22 protein-coding genes, 1 pseudogene and 1 riboswitch are annotated in these 20188 nt (G+C 68.6%); of the genes and pseudogenes, 16 read left to right on the top strand and 7 right to left on the bottom strand.

The features are described 5' to 3' along the window. Positions 1–80 precede the first annotated feature (80 nt). A complete protein-coding gene (locus ACFLIT_RS14965) occupies positions 81–674 on the top strand; it encodes a hypothetical protein (protein ID WP_479912051.1) in 594 nt (197 codons plus the stop codon). A gap of 19 nt (positions 675–693) precedes the next feature. Here the strand turns inward: ACFLIT_RS14965 and ACFLIT_RS14970 are convergent, their stop codons facing one another. Both ACFLIT_RS14970 and ACFLIT_RS14975 read right to left on the bottom strand, forming a co-directional pair. Then, complete coding sequence (locus ACFLIT_RS14970; RefSeq protein ID WP_479912052.1) at positions 694–1629, bottom strand: slipin family protein; 936 nt, start codon at positions 1627–1629, stop codon at positions 694–696. Next, positions 1626–2033, bottom strand: a complete 408-nt coding sequence (locus ACFLIT_RS14975) for a GntR family transcriptional regulator (RefSeq protein ID WP_479912053.1) — start codon at positions 2031–2033, stop codon at positions 1626–1628. The genes ACFLIT_RS14970 and ACFLIT_RS14975 overlap by 4 nt, the downstream gene beginning before the upstream one ends. Before the next feature lie 65 nt (positions 2034–2098). Between ACFLIT_RS14975 and ACFLIT_RS14980 the strand changes: the two genes are divergently transcribed. From ACFLIT_RS14980 to ACFLIT_RS15010, 7 genes are all read left to right on the top strand, one after another. Then, a complete protein-coding gene (locus ACFLIT_RS14980) occupies positions 2099–3508 on the top strand; it encodes an FAD-binding oxidoreductase (protein ID WP_479912054.1) in 1410 nt (469 codons plus the stop codon). Positions 3509–3531: 23 nt separating this feature from the next. Beyond that, the gene (gene yaaA, locus ACFLIT_RS14985; protein ID WP_479912055.1) at positions 3532–4302 is read left to right on the top strand and encodes a peroxide stress protein YaaA; all 771 of its coding nucleotides are present in this window, start codon (positions 3532–3534) and stop codon (positions 4300–4302) included. A gap of 77 nt (positions 4303–4379) precedes the next feature. After that, entirely contained in the window at positions 4380–5177 is a 798-nt protein-coding gene (locus tag ACFLIT_RS14990; protein ID WP_479912056.1) for a 3-hydroxybutyrate dehydrogenase, read from the top strand. Between the two features lie 2 nt (positions 5178–5179). Further along, positions 5180–6232, top strand: coding sequence for a patatin-like phospholipase family protein (locus ACFLIT_RS14995; RefSeq protein ID WP_479912057.1), 1053 nt, complete (start codon positions 5180–5182; stop codon positions 6230–6232). Further along, positions 6229–6639 (top strand): NUDIX hydrolase, encoded by a 411-nt coding sequence (locus ACFLIT_RS15000; protein WP_479912058.1) that lies wholly within the window; start codon positions 6229–6231, stop codon positions 6637–6639. Before ACFLIT_RS14995 ends, ACFLIT_RS15000 begins: the two co-directional genes overlap by 4 nt. A gap of 31 nt (positions 6640–6670) precedes the next feature. Next, complete coding sequence (locus ACFLIT_RS15005) at positions 6671–7078, top strand: TIGR02301 family protein (RefSeq protein WP_479912059.1); 408 nt, start codon at positions 6671–6673, stop codon at positions 7076–7078. Continuing rightward, complete coding sequence (locus ACFLIT_RS15010) at positions 7075–7359, top strand: hypothetical protein (protein WP_479912060.1); 285 nt, start codon at positions 7075–7077, stop codon at positions 7357–7359. The genes ACFLIT_RS15005 and ACFLIT_RS15010 overlap by 4 nt, the downstream gene beginning before the upstream one ends. 43 nt (positions 7360–7402) lie before the next feature. Here ACFLIT_RS15010 and rnhA read toward each other — a convergent pair. Together rnhA and thrB are read right to left on the bottom strand one after the other, a co-directional pair. Then, positions 7403–7822: pseudogene (gene rnhA / locus ACFLIT_RS15015) on the bottom strand (ribonuclease HI); the annotation flags it as partial. Between the two features lie 8 nt (positions 7823–7830). Beyond that, the gene (gene thrB / locus ACFLIT_RS15020; protein WP_479912061.1) at positions 7831–8775 is read right to left on the bottom strand and encodes a homoserine kinase; all 945 of its coding nucleotides are present in this window, start codon (positions 8773–8775) and stop codon (positions 7831–7833) included. A gap of 94 nt (positions 8776–8869) precedes the next feature. Between thrB and ACFLIT_RS15025 the strand changes: the two genes are divergently transcribed. Together ACFLIT_RS15025 and ACFLIT_RS15030 are read left to right on the top strand one after the other, a co-directional pair. Beyond that, on the top strand, positions 8870–9094 hold the full coding sequence (locus ACFLIT_RS15025; protein ID WP_479912062.1) for an AbrB/MazE/SpoVT family DNA-binding domain-containing protein: 225 nt from the start codon (positions 8870–8872) through the stop codon (positions 9092–9094). Positions 9095–9096: 2 nt separating this feature from the next. Beyond that, positions 9097–9480: a type II toxin-antitoxin system death-on-curing family toxin gene (locus ACFLIT_RS15030; protein WP_479912063.1), complete on the top strand. Its 384-nt coding sequence runs from the start codon at positions 9097–9099 to the stop codon at positions 9478–9480. Here the strand turns inward: ACFLIT_RS15030 and ispH are convergent. Then, positions 9477–10436 carry a 4-hydroxy-3-methylbut-2-enyl diphosphate reductase gene (gene ispH, locus ACFLIT_RS15035; protein ID WP_479912064.1) on the bottom strand — a complete coding sequence of 320 codons (960 nt, stop codon included), beginning with the start codon at positions 10434–10436 and terminating at the stop codon, positions 9477–9479. The genes ACFLIT_RS15030 and ispH overlap by 4 nt on opposite strands. A gap of 134 nt (positions 10437–10570) precedes the next feature. Between ispH and ACFLIT_RS15040 the strand changes: the two genes are divergently transcribed. Then, complete coding sequence (locus tag ACFLIT_RS15040; protein WP_479912065.1) at positions 10571–11269, top strand: Tat pathway signal sequence domain protein; 699 nt, start codon at positions 10571–10573, stop codon at positions 11267–11269. Beyond that, positions 11266–13089, top strand: a complete 1824-nt coding sequence (argS, locus tag ACFLIT_RS15045) for an arginine--tRNA ligase (protein WP_479912066.1) — start codon at positions 11266–11268, stop codon at positions 13087–13089. The genes ACFLIT_RS15040 and argS overlap by 4 nt, the downstream gene beginning before the upstream one ends. Here the strand turns inward: argS and ACFLIT_RS15050 are convergent, their stop codons facing one another. Beyond that, a complete protein-coding gene (locus ACFLIT_RS15050) occupies positions 13090–14097 on the bottom strand; it encodes a hypothetical protein (protein WP_479912067.1) in 1008 nt (335 codons plus the stop codon). After that, positions 14094–15155, bottom strand: a complete 1062-nt coding sequence (locus ACFLIT_RS15055) for a hypothetical protein (RefSeq protein ID WP_479912068.1) — start codon at positions 15153–15155, stop codon at positions 14094–14096. The genes ACFLIT_RS15050 and ACFLIT_RS15055 overlap by 4 nt, the downstream gene beginning before the upstream one ends. Before the next feature lie 191 nt (positions 15156–15346). After that, a riboswitch (glycine riboswitch) is annotated at positions 15347–15434 on the top strand. A 165-nt stretch (positions 15435–15599) separates the two neighbouring features. On the opposite strand from ACFLIT_RS15055, the gene gcvT reads away from it, so the two are divergent. The 4 genes from gcvT to gcvPB all read left to right on the top strand — a co-directional run bounded on the left by gcvT (position 15600) and on the right by gcvPB (position 20145). Continuing rightward, positions 15600–16715 carry a glycine cleavage system aminomethyltransferase GcvT gene (gene gcvT / locus ACFLIT_RS15060; RefSeq protein WP_479912069.1) on the top strand — a complete coding sequence of 372 codons (1116 nt, stop codon included), beginning with the start codon at positions 15600–15602 and terminating at the stop codon, positions 16713–16715. Positions 16716–16729: 14 nt separating this feature from the next. Further along, positions 16730–17095, top strand: a complete 366-nt coding sequence (gcvH, locus tag ACFLIT_RS15065) for a glycine cleavage system protein GcvH (RefSeq protein ID WP_479912232.1) — start codon at positions 16730–16732, stop codon at positions 17093–17095. 129 nt (positions 17096–17224) lie between these two features. Then, positions 17225–18580, top strand: coding sequence for an aminomethyl-transferring glycine dehydrogenase subunit GcvPA (gene gcvPA, locus ACFLIT_RS15070; protein ID WP_479912070.1), 1356 nt, complete (start codon positions 17225–17227; stop codon positions 18578–18580). Beyond that, positions 18577–20145 carry an aminomethyl-transferring glycine dehydrogenase subunit GcvPB gene (gene gcvPB / locus ACFLIT_RS15075; RefSeq protein ID WP_479912071.1) on the top strand — a complete coding sequence of 523 codons (1569 nt, stop codon included), beginning with the start codon at positions 18577–18579 and terminating at the stop codon, positions 20143–20145. The genes gcvPA and gcvPB overlap by 4 nt, the downstream gene beginning before the upstream one ends. Positions 20146–20188 lie beyond the last annotated feature (43 nt).

Genomic DNA, 20188 nt, shown 5'->3' on the forward strand with positions numbered 1-20188 from the left:
CGGGCGCTCGACCGGTAGTTGTTGCCAACACGCTCAGGCTGAGGTCTCGTTCGCAAAACAACGTCCGGGGAGGGCCGCCTGTGTCGACCATCGCGAAGGCTTTCGCCACAGCAGTCTGCGTGACTGTCTGCTTTCAACCCGTCTTGGCGCAGCCGGTGGCCGGCGCTCCCGCCGCCCGCAAATCAAGCCTCGGGATGAAGGCCGAGGAGGCGGCTGAGGTGCTGCTGCGCGAAGTCTGCATGGCCGGGAAGTTCGACGGCCAATCCATCCCCGAAGCGGCGAAACGACAGGCGGCTCTGGAGCAGTCGGCCAAGCTCTACAATGGCGGACCGAATGACAAGGTCTACCGCATGGGGCCGATCGGCAACCCTACCTTCGCCGTCGACTGGGCTGACGGGACCTGCTCGGCGCGCGTCCGCCGGGGAGATGCGTCGGCGCTGCGGGCCATGGCCGAGCGAGTGATCTTGGCGCGCCCCGAGGGCTTCACGCGTGGTCGCCACGGCGCCGAGGACGAGGGGCGGGTGGTGCGTACTGTCTACTGCGCCTTTCGCGGACCCAATCGACTCGTCGCCAGCATCACCACCCCCGGTGAGAAAGCCACGCGTGCGACCTACGCGTTCTCCTCGACGGTCTACATGGCCCCAGGCCCCAGTCCCCTCTGCGCCTCGACGTAGATTATCGCCGGTCCGCTTGTCAGACCGCGCCGGGCGGCCCGGCCGCCTGGGCGTTCAGCGCCGCCTGGGTCAGGCCCAGCACGCCGCCGGGGTTCATGGCGTCGACCATGGAGGTCGGCAGCAGGATGGTGGCGCCGCCCTCCTTGGTGGTCTCGTAGATGATGTTCATGGCGCGCAGCTGCAGAGCCGTCGGCGAACGGGCGTAGATTTCGGCGGCCTCGACGAACTTCTCCGCCACCTCCTGCTCGGCCTGGCCGAGGGCCACGCGGGCCAGACGCTCGCGTTCCGCCTGGGCCTGGCGGCTCATGGCGTCCTGCAGGCCGGCCGGCACGCCGATGTCGCGGATTTCGACCGACATCACCGAGATGCCCCAGTCGCCGGTCTTGCGGCCGATCACGTCGCGCAGGATGCCGTCGCTCTTCTTGCGCTCGGCCAGCAGGGTGGAGAGCGTCGATGAGCCGACCATCTCCCGCAGGGATGTCTCGGCCACCTGGGCGATGGCGCGCTTGTAATCCTGGATTTCCAGGGCGGCGCGCTGGGTGTCGTGCACCTGCCAGAAGATCACGGCGTCGATGTTCACCGGCACCGTGTCCTTCGACAGCGCCTGCTGGGCGTTGAACTCCGTGGTCTGAATGCGCTGGTCGATCCAGTAGCTGACCTCGTCGACCACCGGGATCACCATGAACAGGCCGGGGCCGGCCACACGATGGAAGCGGCCCAGTCGCAGCACGATCGCCCGCTCCCACTGCTGGGCCATCTTCAGGGCGAAGGGGGTCAGCACGCCGGCGAGGATCAGCGCGCCGCCCAACCAGAGCAGGGGGGCCTGTTCGCTGGCGATCGACGCCCCGCCGGCGACGATGAGCAGGGCGGTGAGGCCCAAGGCCGGAGCGTTGACGCGGGCGCCTGCGGGCACGTCGCCCGCGAGACGGATTTTCGGTACGGACACGGGAGTCATTTCACGTCCTCCTTCTTGGCGGCGAGCGCCGCGATGCGTTGGATCAAGAGTTCCGGTTCGACGCCCATGGCCGCGGCCTGGGCGAGGGTCTGGCGGGCGAGATCGTCGGCCGCGCGGGTCTGGGCGCGGACATCGAGCGGTTTGGGCGGCTCGGCGACGAAGCTGCCGCGTCCGCGCTCCAGGCGAAGGGCGCCGGTGCGCTCCAGCTCATCGTAGGCGCGGCGCACGGTGTTGAGGTCGATGCGCAGTTCGACGGCCACCTGCCGCATGGTCGGCATCTGGTCGCCGGGCTTCAGCAGCCCCGCCCCGATCGCCCGCAGGAACTGCTCGCGCAGCTGCACATAGATGGGGACGCCGGTCCCCTCTATCCGCAAGGCGCTGATCAGGCGTTCCAGTGTATGCATACACTCATACAATATCGCCACGTGGTCGGAGTCAACAGGGCGGGGCGCGGGTGTATAAGACGGCCATGACCGCGCCCGTGCCCGCCGACACCCTCGCTCGCCTCAAGGCCGTTCTCGGCGAAGGCGGCTGGAGCCAGGATCCGGAGCGCCTCGCGCCCAAGCTGGTCGAGCAGCGTGGCCGCTGGAGGGGCGAAACCCCGCTGCTGGCCCTGCCGAAATCGACGGCCGAGGTCTCGGCGGTGGTGGCCATCTGCGCGGCGGACGGGGTGGCGATCACCCCGCAGGGCGGCAACACCGGCCTGGTCGGGGGGCAGGTGCCCCAGGGCGAGATCCTGCTTTCCACCGACCGCATGCGGGCGATCCGCGATATCGACGTGGACGACGACGCCATCGTCGTCGAGGCGGGCGTCCCGCTCGCCGTCGTGCAGCAGGCGGCGGCCGACGCCGGCCGGCGCTTTCCGTTGAGCCTCGCCTCTGAGGGCACGGCGACCATCGGCGGCCTGATCTCGACCAACGCGGGCGGGACGCAGGTGCTTCGCTACGGAAACATGCGGTCGCTGGTCCTCGGTCTTGAGGCGGTTCTGCCCAACGGCGAGATCTGGAACGGGCTGAAACGCCTGCGGAAAGACAACACCGGCTACGACCTGAAGCAGTTGCTGATCGGAGGCGAGGGCACGCTCGGCGTCGTCACCGCCGCCAGCCTTGAGCTCTTCCCGATCCTCGCCTCGCGGGCGGTGGCCATCGTCGGTCTCGCGACGCCCGCCGACGCCGTGACCCTGCTCGGCCGCGCCAAGGCCGAGAGCGGCGGCCAGGTGGAGGCCTTCGAGCTGATGGGGCGCCAGGGCGTCGAATTCACGATCAGGAATATCGATGGGACGCGCGATCCGCTGGACAAGCCCTACCCCTGGATCGTGCTGATCGAGATCGCCAGCGGGGAGCCGGGCGGCGCCGAGGCGGCCCTGGAGCGCACCCTGACCGCCGCCTTCGAAGACGGGCTGATCGCCGACGCGGCGGTGGCCCAGACCCAGGCCCAGGCCCAGGCCATGTGGACGCTGCGCGAGAACATGAACTTCGGCCAGAAGCCGGAAGGTTCCAGCTGGAAGCACGACATCTCGGTGCCGGTGTCGCTGACCCCGCGGTTCATCGCGGAGGCCGACGCCACGCTGCTGGCCCGCTGGCCGTCCCTTCGCATCGTCGCCTTCGGCCACGTCGGCGACGGCAACATCCACTACAACATCACCCGTCCCGCCGACGGGACCGACGCCGAGCACGACGCCAACCGCGATGCGGCCGGAGAGATCGTGCACGACATCGCCGTCTCGCTGGGCGGCTCGATCAGCGCCGAGCATGGCCTGGGCGTGATGAAGACCGGGGAAGCCCTGCGCTATAAATCCGATGTGGAGGTGGCCGCCAACCGGGCGATCCGCGCCGCCCTCGACCCCAAGCGGATCATGAATCCGCGCGTCCTATTCTGAAGACTCGGATTAGAGCGCGCGCCATGCTGATGGTTGTTTCGCCCGCGAAGGCGCTGAACTTCGCACCACCCACGAAGACCGCGCCGCTGACGACGCCGCAACTGCGCGAGGAGACGGCGCTGCTGTCCAAGACCACGGCGCGCCTCAAACGCGGCGACCTCAAGAAGCTGATGGGCATTTCCGATGCCCTGGCGGATCTGAACTATCAGCGCTTTCAGGCCTTCGATCCTGAGAGCGAAGACGGGTTGCAGGCCGCCTTCGCCTTCGACGGCGACGTCTACAAGGGTCTCGGGGCCCGGGAGCTCGACAAGCCTGCCCTGACCTGGATGCAGGATCGCCTGCGCATCCTGTCCGGCCTCTATGGTCTGCTCCGCCCCCTGGACGCCATCCAGCCCTATCGCCTTGAGATGGGCTCGGCGGTGAAGACCCGTCGCGGCGGCAATCTCTACGCCTTCTGGGGGCCGCGCATCGCCGAGGCCCTGTCGGCCGACCTCGATGGTCATGCCGACGACACCCTGGTGAACCTCGCCAGCCAGGAATACTTCGGCGCGGTGTCGCTGAAGGCGCTGAAGCGCCCCGTCGTCACCTGCCATTTCAAGGAACAGAAACAAGGCGTCGAGGCCAAGATCGTCTCCTTCTTCGCCAAGCGCGCGCGGGGCCGGATGGCCCGCTACGCCATCGACAACCGCATCGAGCGGGCGGAAGACCTGAAGGGCTTCGACGCCGACGGCTACGCCTTCCGGCCGGAGCTTTCCGGTGAGAAAGACTGGGTGTTCGTGCGCGAAGCGGTCTGAGCGGCCGCGCCGTCGCGCGGCGCCATCGAACTGTCTATGTTGCGATGCACAATGCGGACGAACGAAGGAGCGATCACATGCCTGTCGACTACGGCCTGAAGGGCCAATCCGCCATCGTCACCGGCTCCACCAGCGGCATCGGCCACGCCATGGCCGACGCCCTCGCCGCCGAGGGCGTCAATGTGCTGCTCAATGGCCTCGGCGATCCCGTCGCCATCGAGAAGACCCGCGCCGAGATGGCCGAGAAGCATGGGGTGGAAGTGCGCTACCACGGCGCCGACATGACCAAGCCGGATCAGATCGGCGAGATGATCGCCACGGCGAAGTCGGAGTTCGGCCGTCTCGACCTGTTGCTCAACAACGCCGGGGTGCAGCATGTGGCCCCCGTCGATGAGTTCCCTCCCGAGAAGTGGGATCAGATCATCGCCATCAACCTGACCAGCGCCTTCCACGCCAGCCGCGCCGCCCTGCCGATCATGAAGGCTCAGGGGCGCGGTCGGATCGTCAACCTGGCCAGCGCCCACGGCCTCGTCGCCTCGCCGTTTAAGAGCGCCTACGTCGCCGCCAAGCACGGGCTTGTCGGTTTCACCAAGACGCTCGCCCTCGAGGTCGCCCAGACGCACATCACCTGCAACGCCATCTGCCCGGGCTATGTGCTGACCCCGCTGGTCGAGGGCCAGATCGCCGACCAGGCCAAGGCCCGCGGCATCAGCCCCGAGAGCGTCATCAAAGACGTGATCCTCGAGGCCCAGCCGAACAAGCGCTTCGTCCAGTTCAGCGAACTGGCCGGTCTGCTGCTCTATCTCGCGTCGGACATGGGCGCGTCGGTGAACGGGGCGGCCCTCGCCATCGACGGCGGCTGGACGGCTCAGTAGCGGTGGTCATCGCCCTCCGTCGCAAGCCCGCTGGCCCGCGCCCGCTCAGCCTCGCCTTGCAGGGCGGCGGTGCGCACGGCGCCTTCGAATGGGGCGTGATCGAGCGCCTGCTCGAGGACGAACGGCTGGAGATCAAGGCCGTGACCGCCGCCTCGGCGGGGGCGATGAACGCCGCCGCCCTGGCCTGGGGCATGATCGAGGGCGGCCGCGAGGGCGCCAAGGCGCGGCTGGAGAGCTATTGGCGGGCGGTGAACCAGAGCGGCGGCCGCAACATCTTCGGCGACAGCGGCATCTGGACCAGCGCCTTCAGTCCCGACTGGCTGAAGGCCACCCCCGGCTGGCGCATGGCGGAGACCTTCGCCATGAGCCTCAGCCCCTATGAGTTCAATCCGTTCAACCTCGATCCGCTGAAGGACGTGCTTGAACAACAGATCGACTTCCAGGCCATCCGCGAGCGCTCGCCGATTAAGCTCTATGTCTCGGCCACCGCCGTGCGCCGCAGCCACTCGAAGGTCTTTCGCGGCGAAGAGCTGACGGTAAAGCATCTGATGGCGTCGGCCTGCCTGCCCTTCCTCTTCCAGGCGGTGGAGATCGACGGGGAGCCCTACTGGGACGGCGGCTATCTGGCCAATCCCCCGATCTGGCCGCTGATCTACGATCAGACGCCGGACGATGTGCTGATCGTCACCCTCAACCCCTTCCTGCGCCACGAGACGCCGCGCACCCCGGGCGAGATCACCGACCGGCTGAACGAGATCACCTTCAATTCGTCCCTGGCCGCCGAACTGCGGGCCATCGGCTTCGTGCACAAGCTGCTCGACGAGGGGCTCCTCAAGGAATCGGCCCGGGGCCGCTATCGGCGGATGCTGATCCACGCCATTGCCGCCGACGGCCGGCTGGACGATCTGTCGATGTCCTCGAAGTTTAACACCGAGTGGAGCTTCCTGCAGGATCTGCGCACGCGGGGCCGCGAGGCGGCGGACCACTGGCTGAGCGTCTCCTGCGACGACGTGGGCGTGAAATCGAGCGTCGATCTCAAGGCCATGCTGACGTGAGCGGCTCGCCCGTTCCGGCCGTCGGGGTCATCTGCTTTCGCGGCGACGAGGTGCTGCTGATCCGCCGGGGTCAGCCGCCGCGCCTCGGCGAGTGGAGCCTGCCTGGCGGTCGCATCGAGTTCGGCGAGGCAGTGGAAGCCGCCGCCCTGCGCGAACTGGCCGAGGAGACCGGCGTCGTCGCCGAGCTGGCGGGTCTGGTCGCCGTCGTCGACGGCCTGTTCGGCGAGCGCCACTATGTGCTGATCGACTACGCCGCCCGCTGGGTCTCCGGCGAGCCCGTGGCCGGCGACGACGCGGCCGACGCGCGGTTCATGCCGCTGTCTGAAGCCCTGGCGGCGGTGGCCTGGGAAGAGACGCGGCGCGTCATCGCCGAGGCCCATCGGATGTTGGTCGCCGAGACCGGCTGACAAATCACGGGTTTTGCGCTCAAGCTGCGGCATGCGCCTCGCCGCCCTCCTGATCGCCCTCATGGCCGCCGCTCCGGCGCTGGCGCAGGAGCGCACGCCGACCGAGCGGCAGAGCCTGCTCGACCTCGCCTATGTTCTCGGGGAGAGCCACGCGCTGCGCCAGGCCTGCGAGGGCCCGAACGATCAGTACTGGCGGCAGCGGATGGTTCGCCTGACCGACACCGAGGCCGCCGACGAAGCCTTCGACACCCAGCTGCGGGGTCGCTTCAATACCGGCTACGCCGCCGGCCAGGCCCAGCACACGGGTTGCGACGCCGCAACGCGCCGAGCCGCCGCCGGCGCGGCGTCGCGCGGCCAGGCGCTGGCCCGCCGTCTCGCATCGGTGATGCGCAACCCGGCTCAGGATCGAACGATGATCACGGAGTTCACCCCCGAATGATCGTGCTGAAGCCGCTGATGGACTTCGCCTGGTCGCAGGGGCCGGTGTTCTGGCTGCTAGTCGCCGCCGTGCTGCTGGCCGCCGAGGCGATCTCCGGCAAGGGGTGGTGGCTGTGGGGCGCGGCGGGGGCCGCGGTCGCCGCTGGATTGACCCTTTGGCTGGGGCTTGAGCCCCGGATCGAAGCCCTGGCCTTCGTCGCTGCTACTGTCCTGGGCGTCGCCTATTCGCTGCAGATGCGCTTCGTGGCCGCCCGGAAGAAGAAGACCCAGCGGCCGGCTTGAATGGCGGGGGGCGAGGCGTGACCGGCTCGCCCAGCGTCTCCAGCATGCCCCGCCTGGCGAGCTCATCGGCCCGCTCGTTCAGCTCGTGGCCGGCGTGACCCTTCACCCAGCGCCAGTCGACCTCGTGACGCTGCCGCGCCGCGTCCAGCCGCCGCCAGAGGTCCTCGTTCTTCACCGCCCCCTTGGTGGTGGTCTTCCAGCCGCGCGCCTTCCAGACCCGCAGCCATTCGCTGATGCCGGTCTGCACGTACTTGCTGTCGGTGTGCAGCTCGACCTTGCAGGGCTTGTTGAGCGCCTCCAACGCCTGGATGGCGGCCATCATCTCCATGCGGTTGTTGGTCGTGGCCAGCTCGCCGCCGCACAGTTCCTTCTCGCGCGCGCCGCTGATCAGGATCGCGCCCCAGCCGCCGGGGCCGGGATTTCCGCGGCAGGCGCCATCGGTGAAGATGGTCACCCTGGGCAGGGTGTCGGTCAAAGGACCAGGCCTTCGCGGTGCACGGCCAGCTTGCGTTCGTACTCCAGCGGATTCTTCGGCTTCACCAAGGCGCCCGCCGGCGTCGCGCGCCAGTCGTTCAGCCGGGTCAGGAAGAAGCGCATGGCCGCGCCGTGGGCGAGGATCGGCAGGGCCGCCCGCTCGGCCTGCGACAACGGCCGCACGGCCTGATAGCCGGCCAGCATCGCCGCGGCCGCCGTGGCGTTGAAGCTGCCGTCGGGCTCGAAGCACCAGGCGTTGAGCATGATCGCCAGATCGTAGGCGTAGGCCCCGTCGCAGGCGAAGTAGAAGTCGATCGCGGCGGCGAAGCGTTCCCCCTGGAAAAAGACGTTGTCGGGGAAAAGATCGGCGTGGATCGCGCCGCCCGGCAGGTCGCGCGGCCAGCTTCGTTCAAAATAGGCGAGGTCGCGGTCGATCACCGCCGCCAGGCCCGGCTTCAGATTCTCAGCCTCGTCGTGCAGGCGCGCGAACATCGGCGTCCAGGCCGGCTGGCCCAGATCGTTGGCCCGGCGGCCCGGATAGCCGGCGGCGGCCTCGTGCAGGCGCGCCAGGCCGCCGCCCGCCTCGCGGCAGTGCGCCACGGTCGGACGGCGCACGGAAAGGCCGGGCATGAACTCGGCGATGGCCGCCGGCTTGCCGCGCAGAGTGTTGAGCGTGCGGCCGTCCCGGTCCGGCACCGGCCGCGCCGAGGGGAAGTCGTGGTCGGCCAACCAGGACATCAGGCCGAGGAAATAGGGCAGCTCCTCGGGCCGGACCCGCCGCTCGTAGACGGTCAGGATGAAGCGGCCAGTCTCGGTCTCCAGCAGGAAGTTCGAGTTCTCGACGCCCTCGGCGATGCCCTTGAAGGCCGTCGCCGCGCCCAGGTCGTAGCCTGCGAGAAAGCCCGCGAGTTCTTCGTCGGTGATGTCGGTGTAGACGGCCATGGGCGGGGCATGGGCGAGGCGGCGCTGGCGGTCAAGTTCAGCGGTATTTTTACCGGTGGATCGAGGCGTGCTATCTTCCCGCTCGGAGTAGGTCATGATCGCGCTGAAGATCGAAAAGCTCGGGGACGTCGTCTCCATCACGCTTCCGGCGGAAGCGCTGGATTTGTTGAAAGCCGCGCCAGGCGACACCTTGTTCTTGTCCGAGACCGAAGCCGGGGGTGTGCTGTCCGCGGCGCCCGCCACGCTTGAAGCACGCCGCGAGCGTGGGCGCGCCTTCTTGAACCGCTATCGCGAGACGTTCGAAGCCTTGGCGAAATAGCCGTGGCCGAACCGATCTGGCTGGATGAGGAGCTGATGCTCCTCCTGCACGACGATGTGCTTGTCGCTACCGGTGGTGCGAGCGGCGTTCGCGATCTTGGTCTGCTCCAGTCAGCTCTGGCCCGGCCGCAGAACCTGTTCGCCTATGAAGGCGTATCCGACGTGGTCGTACTGGCCGCCGCATATGCCGTCGCCATCGCCTCGAACCACCCGTTCATCGACGGCAACAAGCGGGCGGCCTTCATGGCGCTAGGCCTGTTTCTCGAGGACAATGGACTTGGTCTGATCGCTGAGCCGGCCGATGCGACGGAGATCATGCTCGGTGTCGCGCGCGGAGACGTCGACATCGAAGCCCTGACCGCCTGGCTGCGGACGCGCGTCGCCTAGCTTGCCAGCGCTCTGGGCAGTTTGAACGTCACCGTCTCGCGCATGGGCGAGACCTCTTCGACAGTCAGGACATAGAGCTCCGCCAGCGTCGCGATCACGCCTTCCACCAGCGTCTCGGGCGCCGAGGCTCCGGCGGTGACGCCGAGGGTCGAGACCCCCTCGAACCAAGCCGGGTCGATGTCGCCGGCGTCGTCGATGCGCTGGGCGGTCTTCGCGCCGGCGCGAAGGCCGACCTCCACCAGGCGCAGCGAATTGGACGAGTTCTTCGAACCGATCACCAGCAAGAGGTCGCAGGCGGCCGCCAACTGCTTCACCGCCTCCTGGCGGTTGGTGGTGGCGTAGCAGATGTCTTCCTTGTGCGGCGTGGCGATGCCGGGGAAGCGCTCGCGCAGCGCCGCGACCATGGCGGCGGTGTCGTCCACCGAAAGCGTGGTCTGGGTGGCGAAGGCCAGGTTGTCGGGGTTCTTCACGGGGAAGGTCCGCACGTCCTCCACCGTCTCGACCAGGGTCACCGCGCCCTCCGGCAACTGGCCCATGGCGCCCACCACCTCGGGGTGGCCGGCGTGGCCGATCAGCACGATCTCGCGGCCCTCGTCGAAGTGACGCTGCATCTCGACGTGCACCTTCGAGACCAGCGGGCAGGTGGCGTCGAGGTAGATCATGTTGCGGGCCTTGGCCGCGGCCGGCACCGATTTCGGCACGCCATGGGCCGAGAACACCACGGGCCGGTCGTCCGGCGCCTCGTCCAGTTCCTCGACGAAGACGGCGCCCATCGACTTCAGGCGCTCGACCACATGCCGGTTGTGCACGATCTCGTGACGCACATAGACCGGCGCCCCGTACTTCTCGATCGTCCGCTCGACGATCTGGATCGCCCGATCCACCCCCGCGCAGAAGCCGCGCGGGCTGGCCAGCATCACCTTAAGGGGCGGTTTCACGCGGACGGCTTCACTCATGGCCGGCAAGGTAGGGCTTTTGGCCGCCCGCCGCCACCGCTGCGCCTCGTTGCGGCGTCACGCATATGCCTTTATCAACCTGCAGGCATGGCGGACGCGCCTTTGCGCCCGCTCCCAGTCACCGGACCCTTCCGATGCGTCGTACTCTCATCGTCGCCCTCAGCGCGCTGCTCGCCGCCCAGGCGTTCGTCTCGGCCGCCAGCGCCCAGGTCCGCAGCGGCAGCGGTCGCGGCGGCCAGCAGCAGGATGACGACGCCGCCGCCGCCGCGGCCAAGAAGAAGCGCGAGAGCGAGTGGAACCAGCCGCAGGCGCCGCTGCGCCAACTGCGCAACGCAGGTCCGTGCCCCTATGTGAAGGTGCTCTACGACGCCAGCCGCTACGTGGAGTTCAAGGACGCCCGCGAGGCCGCCAACGCGGTGGCCTACACCGGCGAATTCCAGAGCCTGTCGTCGGGGTGCGAGTACAAGGACGAAGAGCCGATCAAGGTCCGCATCGAGATGTTGATGGGTTTCGGCAAGGGTCCGCAGGCGACCGCCAACCAGCATAACTATCGCTATTGGGTGGCCGTGACCCAGCGCAACCAGCAGGTGCTGGCCAAGGAGTATTTCGACGTGCCGGTCACCTTCAAACCGGGCGAGGACCGCACCATGGTCACCGAGACCATCGAGGAGTTGGTCATTCCCCGCGCCAAGGTCACCGTCAGCGGCTCGAACTTCGAGGTTCTGGTCGGCTTCGACGTGACGCCCCAGATGGCGGCCTTCAACCGCGACGGTAAGCGCTTCCGGGTCAACACGACGGCGGTCGCCGCCTCGGACGCGCCCACCGCCCCATGAGTGATCTGAAACGGACCCTCGGCGAGGCGGTCGCGGCCGCCTTCGAGGGCGCGGGTCTTTCGCCGGACTTCGGTCGCGTCACCGCCGCCGACCGGCCCGATCTGGCCGACTTCCAGTGCAACGGCGCCCTCGCGGCCGCCAAGAGCGCGGGCCGCAACCCGCGCGAGCTGGCCGCCGCCGTGGTGGAGCCCCTGAAGGCTGACGCTCGCTTCGCCTCGGTCGAGATCGCCGGCCCCGGCTTCATCAATCTGCGCGTCGCCGACCAAGCCCTGGCCGAGCGGGCGGGGGAGGTGGCGGGCGACGCCCGCGCCGGCGCAGCCCTGGTCTCGATCCCGCGCCGGGTGCTCGTCGACTATGCCGGCCCGAACGTCGCCAAGCCGATGCACGTCGGCCACCTGCGGGCGGCGATCATCGGCGAGTCGGTGAAACGCATCTTCCGCTTCCGCGGCGACGAGGTGCTGGGCGACGCCCACTTCGGCGACTGGGGCTTCCAGATGGGGCTCCTGATCATCGCCACCCAGGATGAGGATTCGCGCGTCGCCCAGGTCGTCGCCGACCTGGAAGCCGGCGGTGACGAGGCCGTGGCCTTCGAAGCCCTGGTCCCGTTGATCGACCTCGGCGACCTCGACCGGCTCTATCCGCAGGCCTCGGCCCGCTCGAAGGAAGACGCCGCCTATCGTGACCGCGCCCGCGCCGCGACGGCCGAGCTGCAGAACGGCCGCGCCTCCTACCGCCTGCTATGGCGCCATTTCGTCCGCGTCAGCCGCGTGGCCCTGGAGCGCGAGTTCCACGCCCTCGGCGTCGACTTCGACCTGTGGAAGGGCGAGAGCGACGCCAACGACCTGATCGGGCCGATGGTGCGCGAGCTCGAGGCCAAGGGCCTGCTGGTCCCCGACCAGGGCGCGATGATCGTGCGCGTCGCCCGCCCGGACGAGACCAAGAAGAAGAAGCTGCCGGACGGCACGGTGATCGAGGTCGAGAGCCCCGATCCGCTGCTCGTCGTCTCGTCGGAAGGCTCGGCCATGTATGGCACCACCGACTTGGCGACCATTGTCGACCGCCGCCAGAGCTTCGATCCGCACCTGATCCTCTATTGCGTGGACGCCCGCCAGGCCGATCACTTCGAGCAGGTGTTCCGCGCCGCCTACCTGGCCGGCTACGCCCAGCCGGGCGGGCTGGAGCACGTGCCGAACGGCACCATGAACGGCTCGGACGGCAAGCCCTTCAAGACCCGCGCCGGCGGGGTGCTGAAACTGCACGACCTGATCGAGATGGCCCGCGACAAGGCCCGCGAACGCCTGCGCGAAGCCGGCCTCGGCGCCGAGCTCTCGGCCGAGGAATTCGAGTCCATCGCCCACAAGGTGGCCGTCGCCGCCCTGAAGTTCGCCGACCTGCAGAACTTCCGCGGCACCTCCTACGTCTTCGATCTCGACCGCTTCACCAGCTTCGAGGGCAAGACCGGGCCGTACCTGCTCTACCAGGCGGTGCGCATTAAATCCCTGCTGCGGCGGGCGGAGAGCGAGGGCGTGCAGCCCAGCGCGATCGCCATCGCCGAGCCGGCCGAGCGCGAACTGGCCCTCACCCTCGACGCCTTCGAGACGGCAGCCAGCGAGGCCTACGACAAGCGCGCGCCCAACTTCATCGCCGAGCACGCCTTCAAGCTCGCCCAGACCTTCTCCCGCTTCTACGCCGCGTGCCCAATTCTCGCCCCCGGCCACGAAGCCACCCGCGGCTCCCGCCTGGCCCTGGTCGCGGCGACGCTGAAGCAGCTGGAACTGGCGCTGGAGTTGCTCGGGATCGAGACGCCGGAGCGGATGTAGCTACATGGTTCGGGGGAGCGGCAGCTTCGGCCAGGTCTTGCGCGCCATGCCGCCGATCTTCAGCCGAGGGTCGGCGCCTCCGCCTCGCAGAAACTTCTGAATGGAGACGACGTCTTCGCACGCCTGGGCGACGACTTCGGCGATCTGATCTTCGCGCGGCTTAAGCGGTGAAGGGCGTCTGCGGGGTTCAAACCAGCGCGCCAAGAATGGTCTGGGTGGCGGCGCGTCGGCCGAGATGAGCCATCTGCGGGTGAGGCTGTCTTCCCACACGTCAAATCTGAACCTTATGAAGATGTCGTCGGCATCGTCGAAGAGGATCGCGAGACGCTCGACCCGCCCGGACACCTTGCGTTTGAAATAGAGCCATGCCGGCTCCTTGGGGGTGCGCTCAAGATCCTCCCGAAGCAGCCACCCCATCGACAAGACAAGGGGCAGCAATTCCGAGTTCATCGCGGGGCGCAGGGCGCTCGACCGCAGGGGAGCGCCTCTTCGCCCCGTCGATCGATACCTGAGCGTCTTCCAGTCTCCGACCCCCGCATCGTAGGGCTCAAAGCCGCTTAGGGCTTGCGCCAGTCGCAAAGGCGCGTCGAAAAGATGGTCGACCTGTTCAGTCTCCCCGCCTTGGTCCGCCAGCAGCTCATCGTAAATCTCGGAGAAAATTCGAGGAGGTGTGCCTGTGATCCGGACGTCGTACCCGTCGACCTCAGGATCGTGAACAACCGACCATTCTTGGGCGCCGTTGCGGTAGCCGTGGGCGGAACTGACCATGACGGTCTCGTACATCCCACTCGCGAGCGCAAAGCCATCGGGTGCGGCCAACGGCGCGAGATACTCAAAGACCTCCTGCCCTTCCAAGCTGACGATGACCAGCCAGCCGTTCGGCAGTTGCGTGAGGTGATAGGCCTCAGAGTCGCTTTCTGGATACTCGTCGATCTCAAGATTCAATCGCTCCAGCACGGCGGCTTCATCCGCACCCTCGATGGCCATCCAGGAGAGGTTCATGCTCATTGACGACCTCCGTCCTTTCGGCTCGAGGCCTGCGCGCCTATCGCTGAAACCGGGCGGGAGAAGATCGCGACGACGTCCTCCGGCAGGAAGTGGTTGAGTTGGAACTTTGCCGGTCCAAGGCTAGCCCGCGCCAGCCGCTGATTAAGGCTCAAGTCCGCCGAGGGACCGAACTTATCCTCAAAGCGCAGTTCACCGCGCCAGCCGTCAGGCTTCCAATACCTCTTCTTGGGATCATTCACGATGAAATCGCGCTTGCCAGGTTTCACGCCCATGTCGCGCGGCTGCCAGTCCGCGAGGGCTCTGAGGCGACCCAGCGACTCCCCAAGTCTGCCCTTGCCCTTGATGGAAAGCTTGCCGACCTGATTGAGCGTGGCCTTTTCCCCCAGCCGGGCCCCGGCTCGGCCGAGCACGGCATTGCCGCCCGCATCCTGAACCGAGATCGGGCGGCCATTGAACACGTCCTGCGCCGCCGAGGTCACCGCGCCATCAACGGCGCCTGCCCTGCCCGCGCCCACGAACGGTACGGCTGCCGCTGCCGCCATTCCGCCCAGCGCCGCGCCTGCATAGTCGCCGGGGGAGGAGCTTTGGTAGAGCGCCATATCGCCAAATGCCTGGGCGCCTACGCCGGTCGCGGCGCCGGCCCCGAGAATCGAAGCGCCTTCTCGCAAGGTCACTGGCGCGGCCCCCACTAAGCGAGCCGCTGAGCCAGCCGTGCTTCCAGGAATGGCGGCGAATCCGAGCACGGTCCCACCGACCTGACCCGCCGTCTGCGCGACGCGCCGATGTTCGGCGTCATAGCGATTCCGATCGGCTTCCTGCCGCGCCTCGGCGGCGTATCGTTGCGGCAGTTGGCTTAGCGGCCCGCCCTTCGCCACGGCGTCGGCGCCCGCGGCGAGCTTGTCGGCGATGCCGAAGGTCAGGACATTCGCGGCGCCGCGCACTGCGGCGTCCGCCTGCATTGCGCCCTCTGCAAGCGCTCCCAAGACACGGGGCGGAATTGGAGACTTGCGACGCCGCTCCGTCCGCAAGCGCTGAACATGGTCATACAGGTCGTCCATCGGATTGATCTCTCGCCAACGTCCCTTCCGCGTCCAAGCTTAACTTGGGCGTCGGCCGAGGGTAAGAACAAAAAGTGAACTTTCCACACTTTCGTTTTTGACTTGGATCATTTGGCGATCATGGGCCGATGTTTGGTGGGGCCGCCACCCACGCCGCATTGACTCCCCGCGCCCCAGCGGGCAACCGTCGCCTCGCTCTCGCGGGAGAGGTCGGATTCGTCCGACGCCGAAGGCGCAACCGCCCCGGAAACGCTCAGGCAAAAGGACCGCGCGGGTAACGACACGCTGGAAAGGGCGCGTGGCTTAGGCCGTGCGGACGCCGAAGGAGCAAGGGGTCGCCAGACCCTGAAATCTCTCAGGCACAAGGGACAGCGGGGGCGAAGCACGACCACGAGCTCGGCGACGGGCGCGTGGACCCGACTCGCAACCGTGGAGCCGCCAGACGTGTCTGACGCAGATCTCAAACAGACCCCGCTCTACGAAGCCCACCTCGCCGCCGGCGCGCGCATGGTTCCGTTCGCCGGCTATTCGATGCCGGTGCAGTACAAGGACGGAGTGCTGAAGGAGCACCTCTGGACGCGGGAGCACGCCGGGCTGTTCGACGTCTCCCACATGGGCCAGGCCCGCCTGCGCGGCGCCGATCCGTTCGCCGCCTTCGAGACCCTGACCCCCGGCGACTTCACCGGTCTGAAGCCGGGCAAGCAGCGCTACTCCATGCTGCTCAATGAGGCCGGCGGGGTGGTCGACGACCTGATGGGCTCGCGCCCGGACGACGACGGCCTGTTCCTGGTGGTCAACGGCGCCTGCAAGGACGGCGACTTCGCCCTGATCGCCGAAAAGCTCGACGGCGTCGCCGAGCTCGAACGACTCAACGACCGCGCGCTGCTGGCCCTGCAAGGCCCCGAGGCCGCCGCCGTGCTGGCCAAGCACGCCCCGGCCGCCGCCGACCTCGCCTTCATGGAGACGGCGGCCATGACCGCCTTCGGCGTCGACGCCCTGGTCTCCCGCTCGGGCTACACCGGCGAGGACGGCTACGAGATCTCGATTCCCGCCTCGGACGCCGTCGCCGTCTGGGACGCCCTGCTCGCCGACGAGCGGGTGAGGCCGATCGGCCTCGGCGCCCGCGACAGCCTCCGCCTCGAGGCCGGCCTGCCGCTTTACGGCCACGACCTCGATGAGACCACCTCGCCGGTCGAGGGCGACCTCGCCTTCGCCCTGTCCAAGCGCCGCCGCGAGGCGGGCGATTTCCCCGGCGCCCTGCGCATCCTCGCCGAGTTGGCGGGCGAGGGGCTGCAGCGCAAGCGCGTGGCCCTGAAGGTCGCCGGCGCCCCGGCCCGCGAGGGCGCGGAGATCGCCGACGAGGCGGGCGCCGTGGTCGGCGTCGTCACCTCCGGCGGCTTCGGTCCCTCGTTCGGCGGCCCCGTGGCTCTTGGTTTCGTGCCGCAGGCGCTGTCGGCCGTCGGCACGCGTTTGCAGGTGATCGTCCGCGGCCGGCCCCAGGCCGCCGAGGTCGTCGCCGCCCCCTTCGTCCCCCATCGCTACTTCCGCAAGAAGGCCTGAATCCGATGAGCGAACTGCGTTTCACCAAGGACCACGAGTGGGTCGCCCTCGACGGCGACGTCGCGACCATCGGCATCACGGCCTACGCCGCCGACCAACTCGGCGACGTGGTGTTCGTCGAGGTGCCGGAAGTCGGCAAGACCGTGAAGGCCGGCGACGGCCTGGCCGTGGTCGAGAGTGTCAAGGCCGCCTCCGACGTCTATGCCCCGGTCGGCGGCGAGGTGGTCGAGGCCAACACCGCGCTCGGCGACGCGCCCGAGACGGTCAACGCCGTGCCCGAGGCCGGCGGTTGGTTCGCCAGGCTGAAGGTCGCCGACCCGGCCGAGGTCGCCGCCCTGATGGACCGCGCCGCCTACGAAGACTTCCTGCAGACGCTCTGATTTTGGCTTTCCCTCCCCCTCGATGGGGGAGGGGCAGGGGTGGGGGTGACTGCCGAGTCAGACCCGCCGACGCCGCATCACCCCCATCCCCGACCCTTCCCCCATCAAGGGGGAAGGGGGAGAAACTCGATGAGATACCTCCCGCTTACCCCGCACGATCGCGCCGAAATGCTCGGCGTCATCGGTGTCGACCATGTGGATCAGCTGTTCGTCGACGTGCCCCAGGCGGCGCGGCGCGAGGGGCCGGTGGACCTGCCGCGCCATGCGGGGGAGATGGAGGTCGAGCGCGAGCTGAGCCAGCTGGCGGCCAAGAACCATTCGGCCGGGTCGGCGCCGTTCTTCTGCGGGGCCGGGGCCTATCGCCATCACGTTCCGGCGACGGTGGATCACCTGATCCAGCGCTCCGAATTCCTGACCAGCTACACGCCCTACCAGCCCGAGATCGCCCAGGGCACGCTGCAGATGCTGTTCGAGTTCCAGACCCAGGTGGCGGCGCTCACCGGCATGGATGTGGCCAACGCCTCGCTCTACGACGGCTCCACGGCCACCGGCGAGGCGGTCATGATGGCGGCCCGCGTCACCCGCCGGTCGAAGGCGGTGTTCAGCGGCGGGGTGCACCCGCACTACATTGAAACTTCCGAGACCCTGGCCCACGCGGCGGGCGTGGCCACCGCGCGCATGCCGACGGCCATCGACGCCGAAGCGGCGGTGATCGAGGCCATCGACGCCGACACCGCCTGCGTGGTGGTGCAGACGCCGAACGTCTTCGGCACGGTCACCGACGTTTCCAAGATCGCGGAAGCCGCCCACGCGGCCGGGGCGCTGCTGGTGGTGGTCACCACCGAGGCGGTGTCCTACGGCCTGCTGAAGTCGCCGGGCGAGATGGGGGCGGACATCGCCGTCGCCGAGGGCCAGTCGATCGGCGTCGGCCTGAACTTCGGCGGCCCTTACGTCGGGCTGTTCGCCACCCGCGACAAGTTCGTGCGCCAGATGCCGGGCCGCCTGTGCGGTGAGACGGTGGACGCCGAGGGCCGCCGCGGCTTCGTGCTGACGCTGTCGACCCGCGAGCAGCACATCCGTCGCGACAAGGCGACGTCGAACATCTGCACCAACTCGGGCCTCTGCGCCCTGGCCTTCTCGATCCACATGACCCTGCTGGGCGAGGTGGGCCTGCGCCGCCTGGCGGCGATCAATCACGCCAAGGCCCGCAAGCTGGTCACCGCCCTCTCGGGCATCGACGGCGTCGAGGTGCTGACCCCGCGCTACTTCAACGAGATCGCCGTGCGCCTGCCGCACAACGCGGCCCACATCGTCGAGCTGGCGGCCCAGGCCGGGCTGCTGGCGGGCGTGCCGTTCTCGCGTCTTGGGACCGGCATGGACGACGTGCTGCTGCTCGCCGTCACCGAGACCAACACCGACACCGAAATCGAAATCCTGGCGCGCTCGCTGAAGCGTGTCCTCGGCGCTCCGGAGCTGAACCAATGAGCATGAACGCCGTCGGCCGACCCACCCGCCCCGAAGCGGTGGACAGCGAGCATCAACCGGGCGGGCGCGGTCTTCTGCAGGACGAAGCCCTGCTGTTCGAACTGGACGGCTGGGACAAGACCGGAGTCGACCTGGCCGATGTCGGCGACGACCTGGCCGGCTTCGACGCCCTGGGCGGCCTGGTGCGCAGCGCCCCCATCGGCCTGCCGGGCCTCTCCGAGCCGGAGACCGTCCGCCACTACGTTCGCCTCAGCCAGAAGAACCACGCCATCGACTTGGCGATCTATCCGCTCGGCTCGTGCACCATGAAGCACAATCCGCGCCTCAACGAGAAGATGGCGCGCCTGCCCGGCTTCGCCGACATCCATCCGCTGCAGCCGCAGTCGACGGTGCAGGGCGCCCTGGCCCTGATGGACCGCCTGGCGCATTGGCTGAAGACCCTGACCGGCATGCCCGCCGTCGCCCTAACGCCGAAGGCCGGCGCCCACGGCGAGCTCTGCGGCCTGCTGGCCATTCGCGCGGCCCACGAGGCCAAGGGGCAGGGGCATCGCAAGACGGTGCTGGCCCCGACCAGCGCCCACGGCACCAACCCGGCCACGGCGGCCTTCTGCGGCTACACCGTCGTGGAAATCGCCCAGACCGCCGATGGCCGCGTCGATCTCGCCGACCTGGAGGCCAAGCTCGGCGACCACGTGGCGGCGATCATGGTCACCAACCCCAACACCTGCGGCCTGTTCGAGCGCGACATCCTCGAGATCAGCCGCCTGACCCACGCCGCGGGCGCCTACTTCTACTGCGACGGCGCCAACTTCAACGCCATCGTCGGCCGGGTGCGCCCGGGTGATCTCGGCGTCGACGCCATGCATATCAACCTGCACAAGACCTTCTCGACGCCCCATGGCGGCGGCGGTCCGGGCGCGGGGCCGGTGGTGCTGTCGGCGGCCCTGGCGCCCCATGCCCCGACGCCCTGGATCGTGCACGACGACGACGGCTATCGCCTGCAGGAGACGCCGGACGCCGAAGCCGAAGCCGCCTTCGGCCGCATGTGCGCCTTCCACGGCCAGATGGGCATGTATGTGCGCGCCTACGCCTACATGCTCAGCCACGGCGCCGACGGGCTGAAGCAGGCCTCCGAGGACGCGGTGCTCAACGCCAACTATCTGAAGGCGCGGCTCAGCGACCTGATGAGCCCGGCCTTCCCGGATGGTCCCTGCATGCACGAGGCCCTGTTCGACGACAGCTGGCTGGAAGGCACGGGCGTCACCACGCTCGATTTCGCCAAGGCGATGATCGACGAGGGTTTCCACCCGATGACCATGTACTTCCCGCTCGTGGTCCACGGCGCGATGCTGATCGAGCCGACCGAGACGGAGCCGAAGCAGGAACTCGACCGATTCGTCGAGGCGATGCGCCGCCTGGCGACAGCCGCCAAGGCTGGCGAGGCCGAACGCTTCCGCGCCGCGCCGGTGATGGCCCCGCTGCGCCGTCTCGATGAGACGCTTGCGGCGCGAAAACCACGCCTGCGATGGGCGCCTGTTGCGGCGGAGGCACAGGCGGCCGAATAGCATCGGCGGCGAGGGCTAGCGTCAAATAACGGTGGAGTGGCGC

The sequence above is a fragment of the Caulobacter sp. HJHS_5 genome (genome assembly GCF_056683955.1).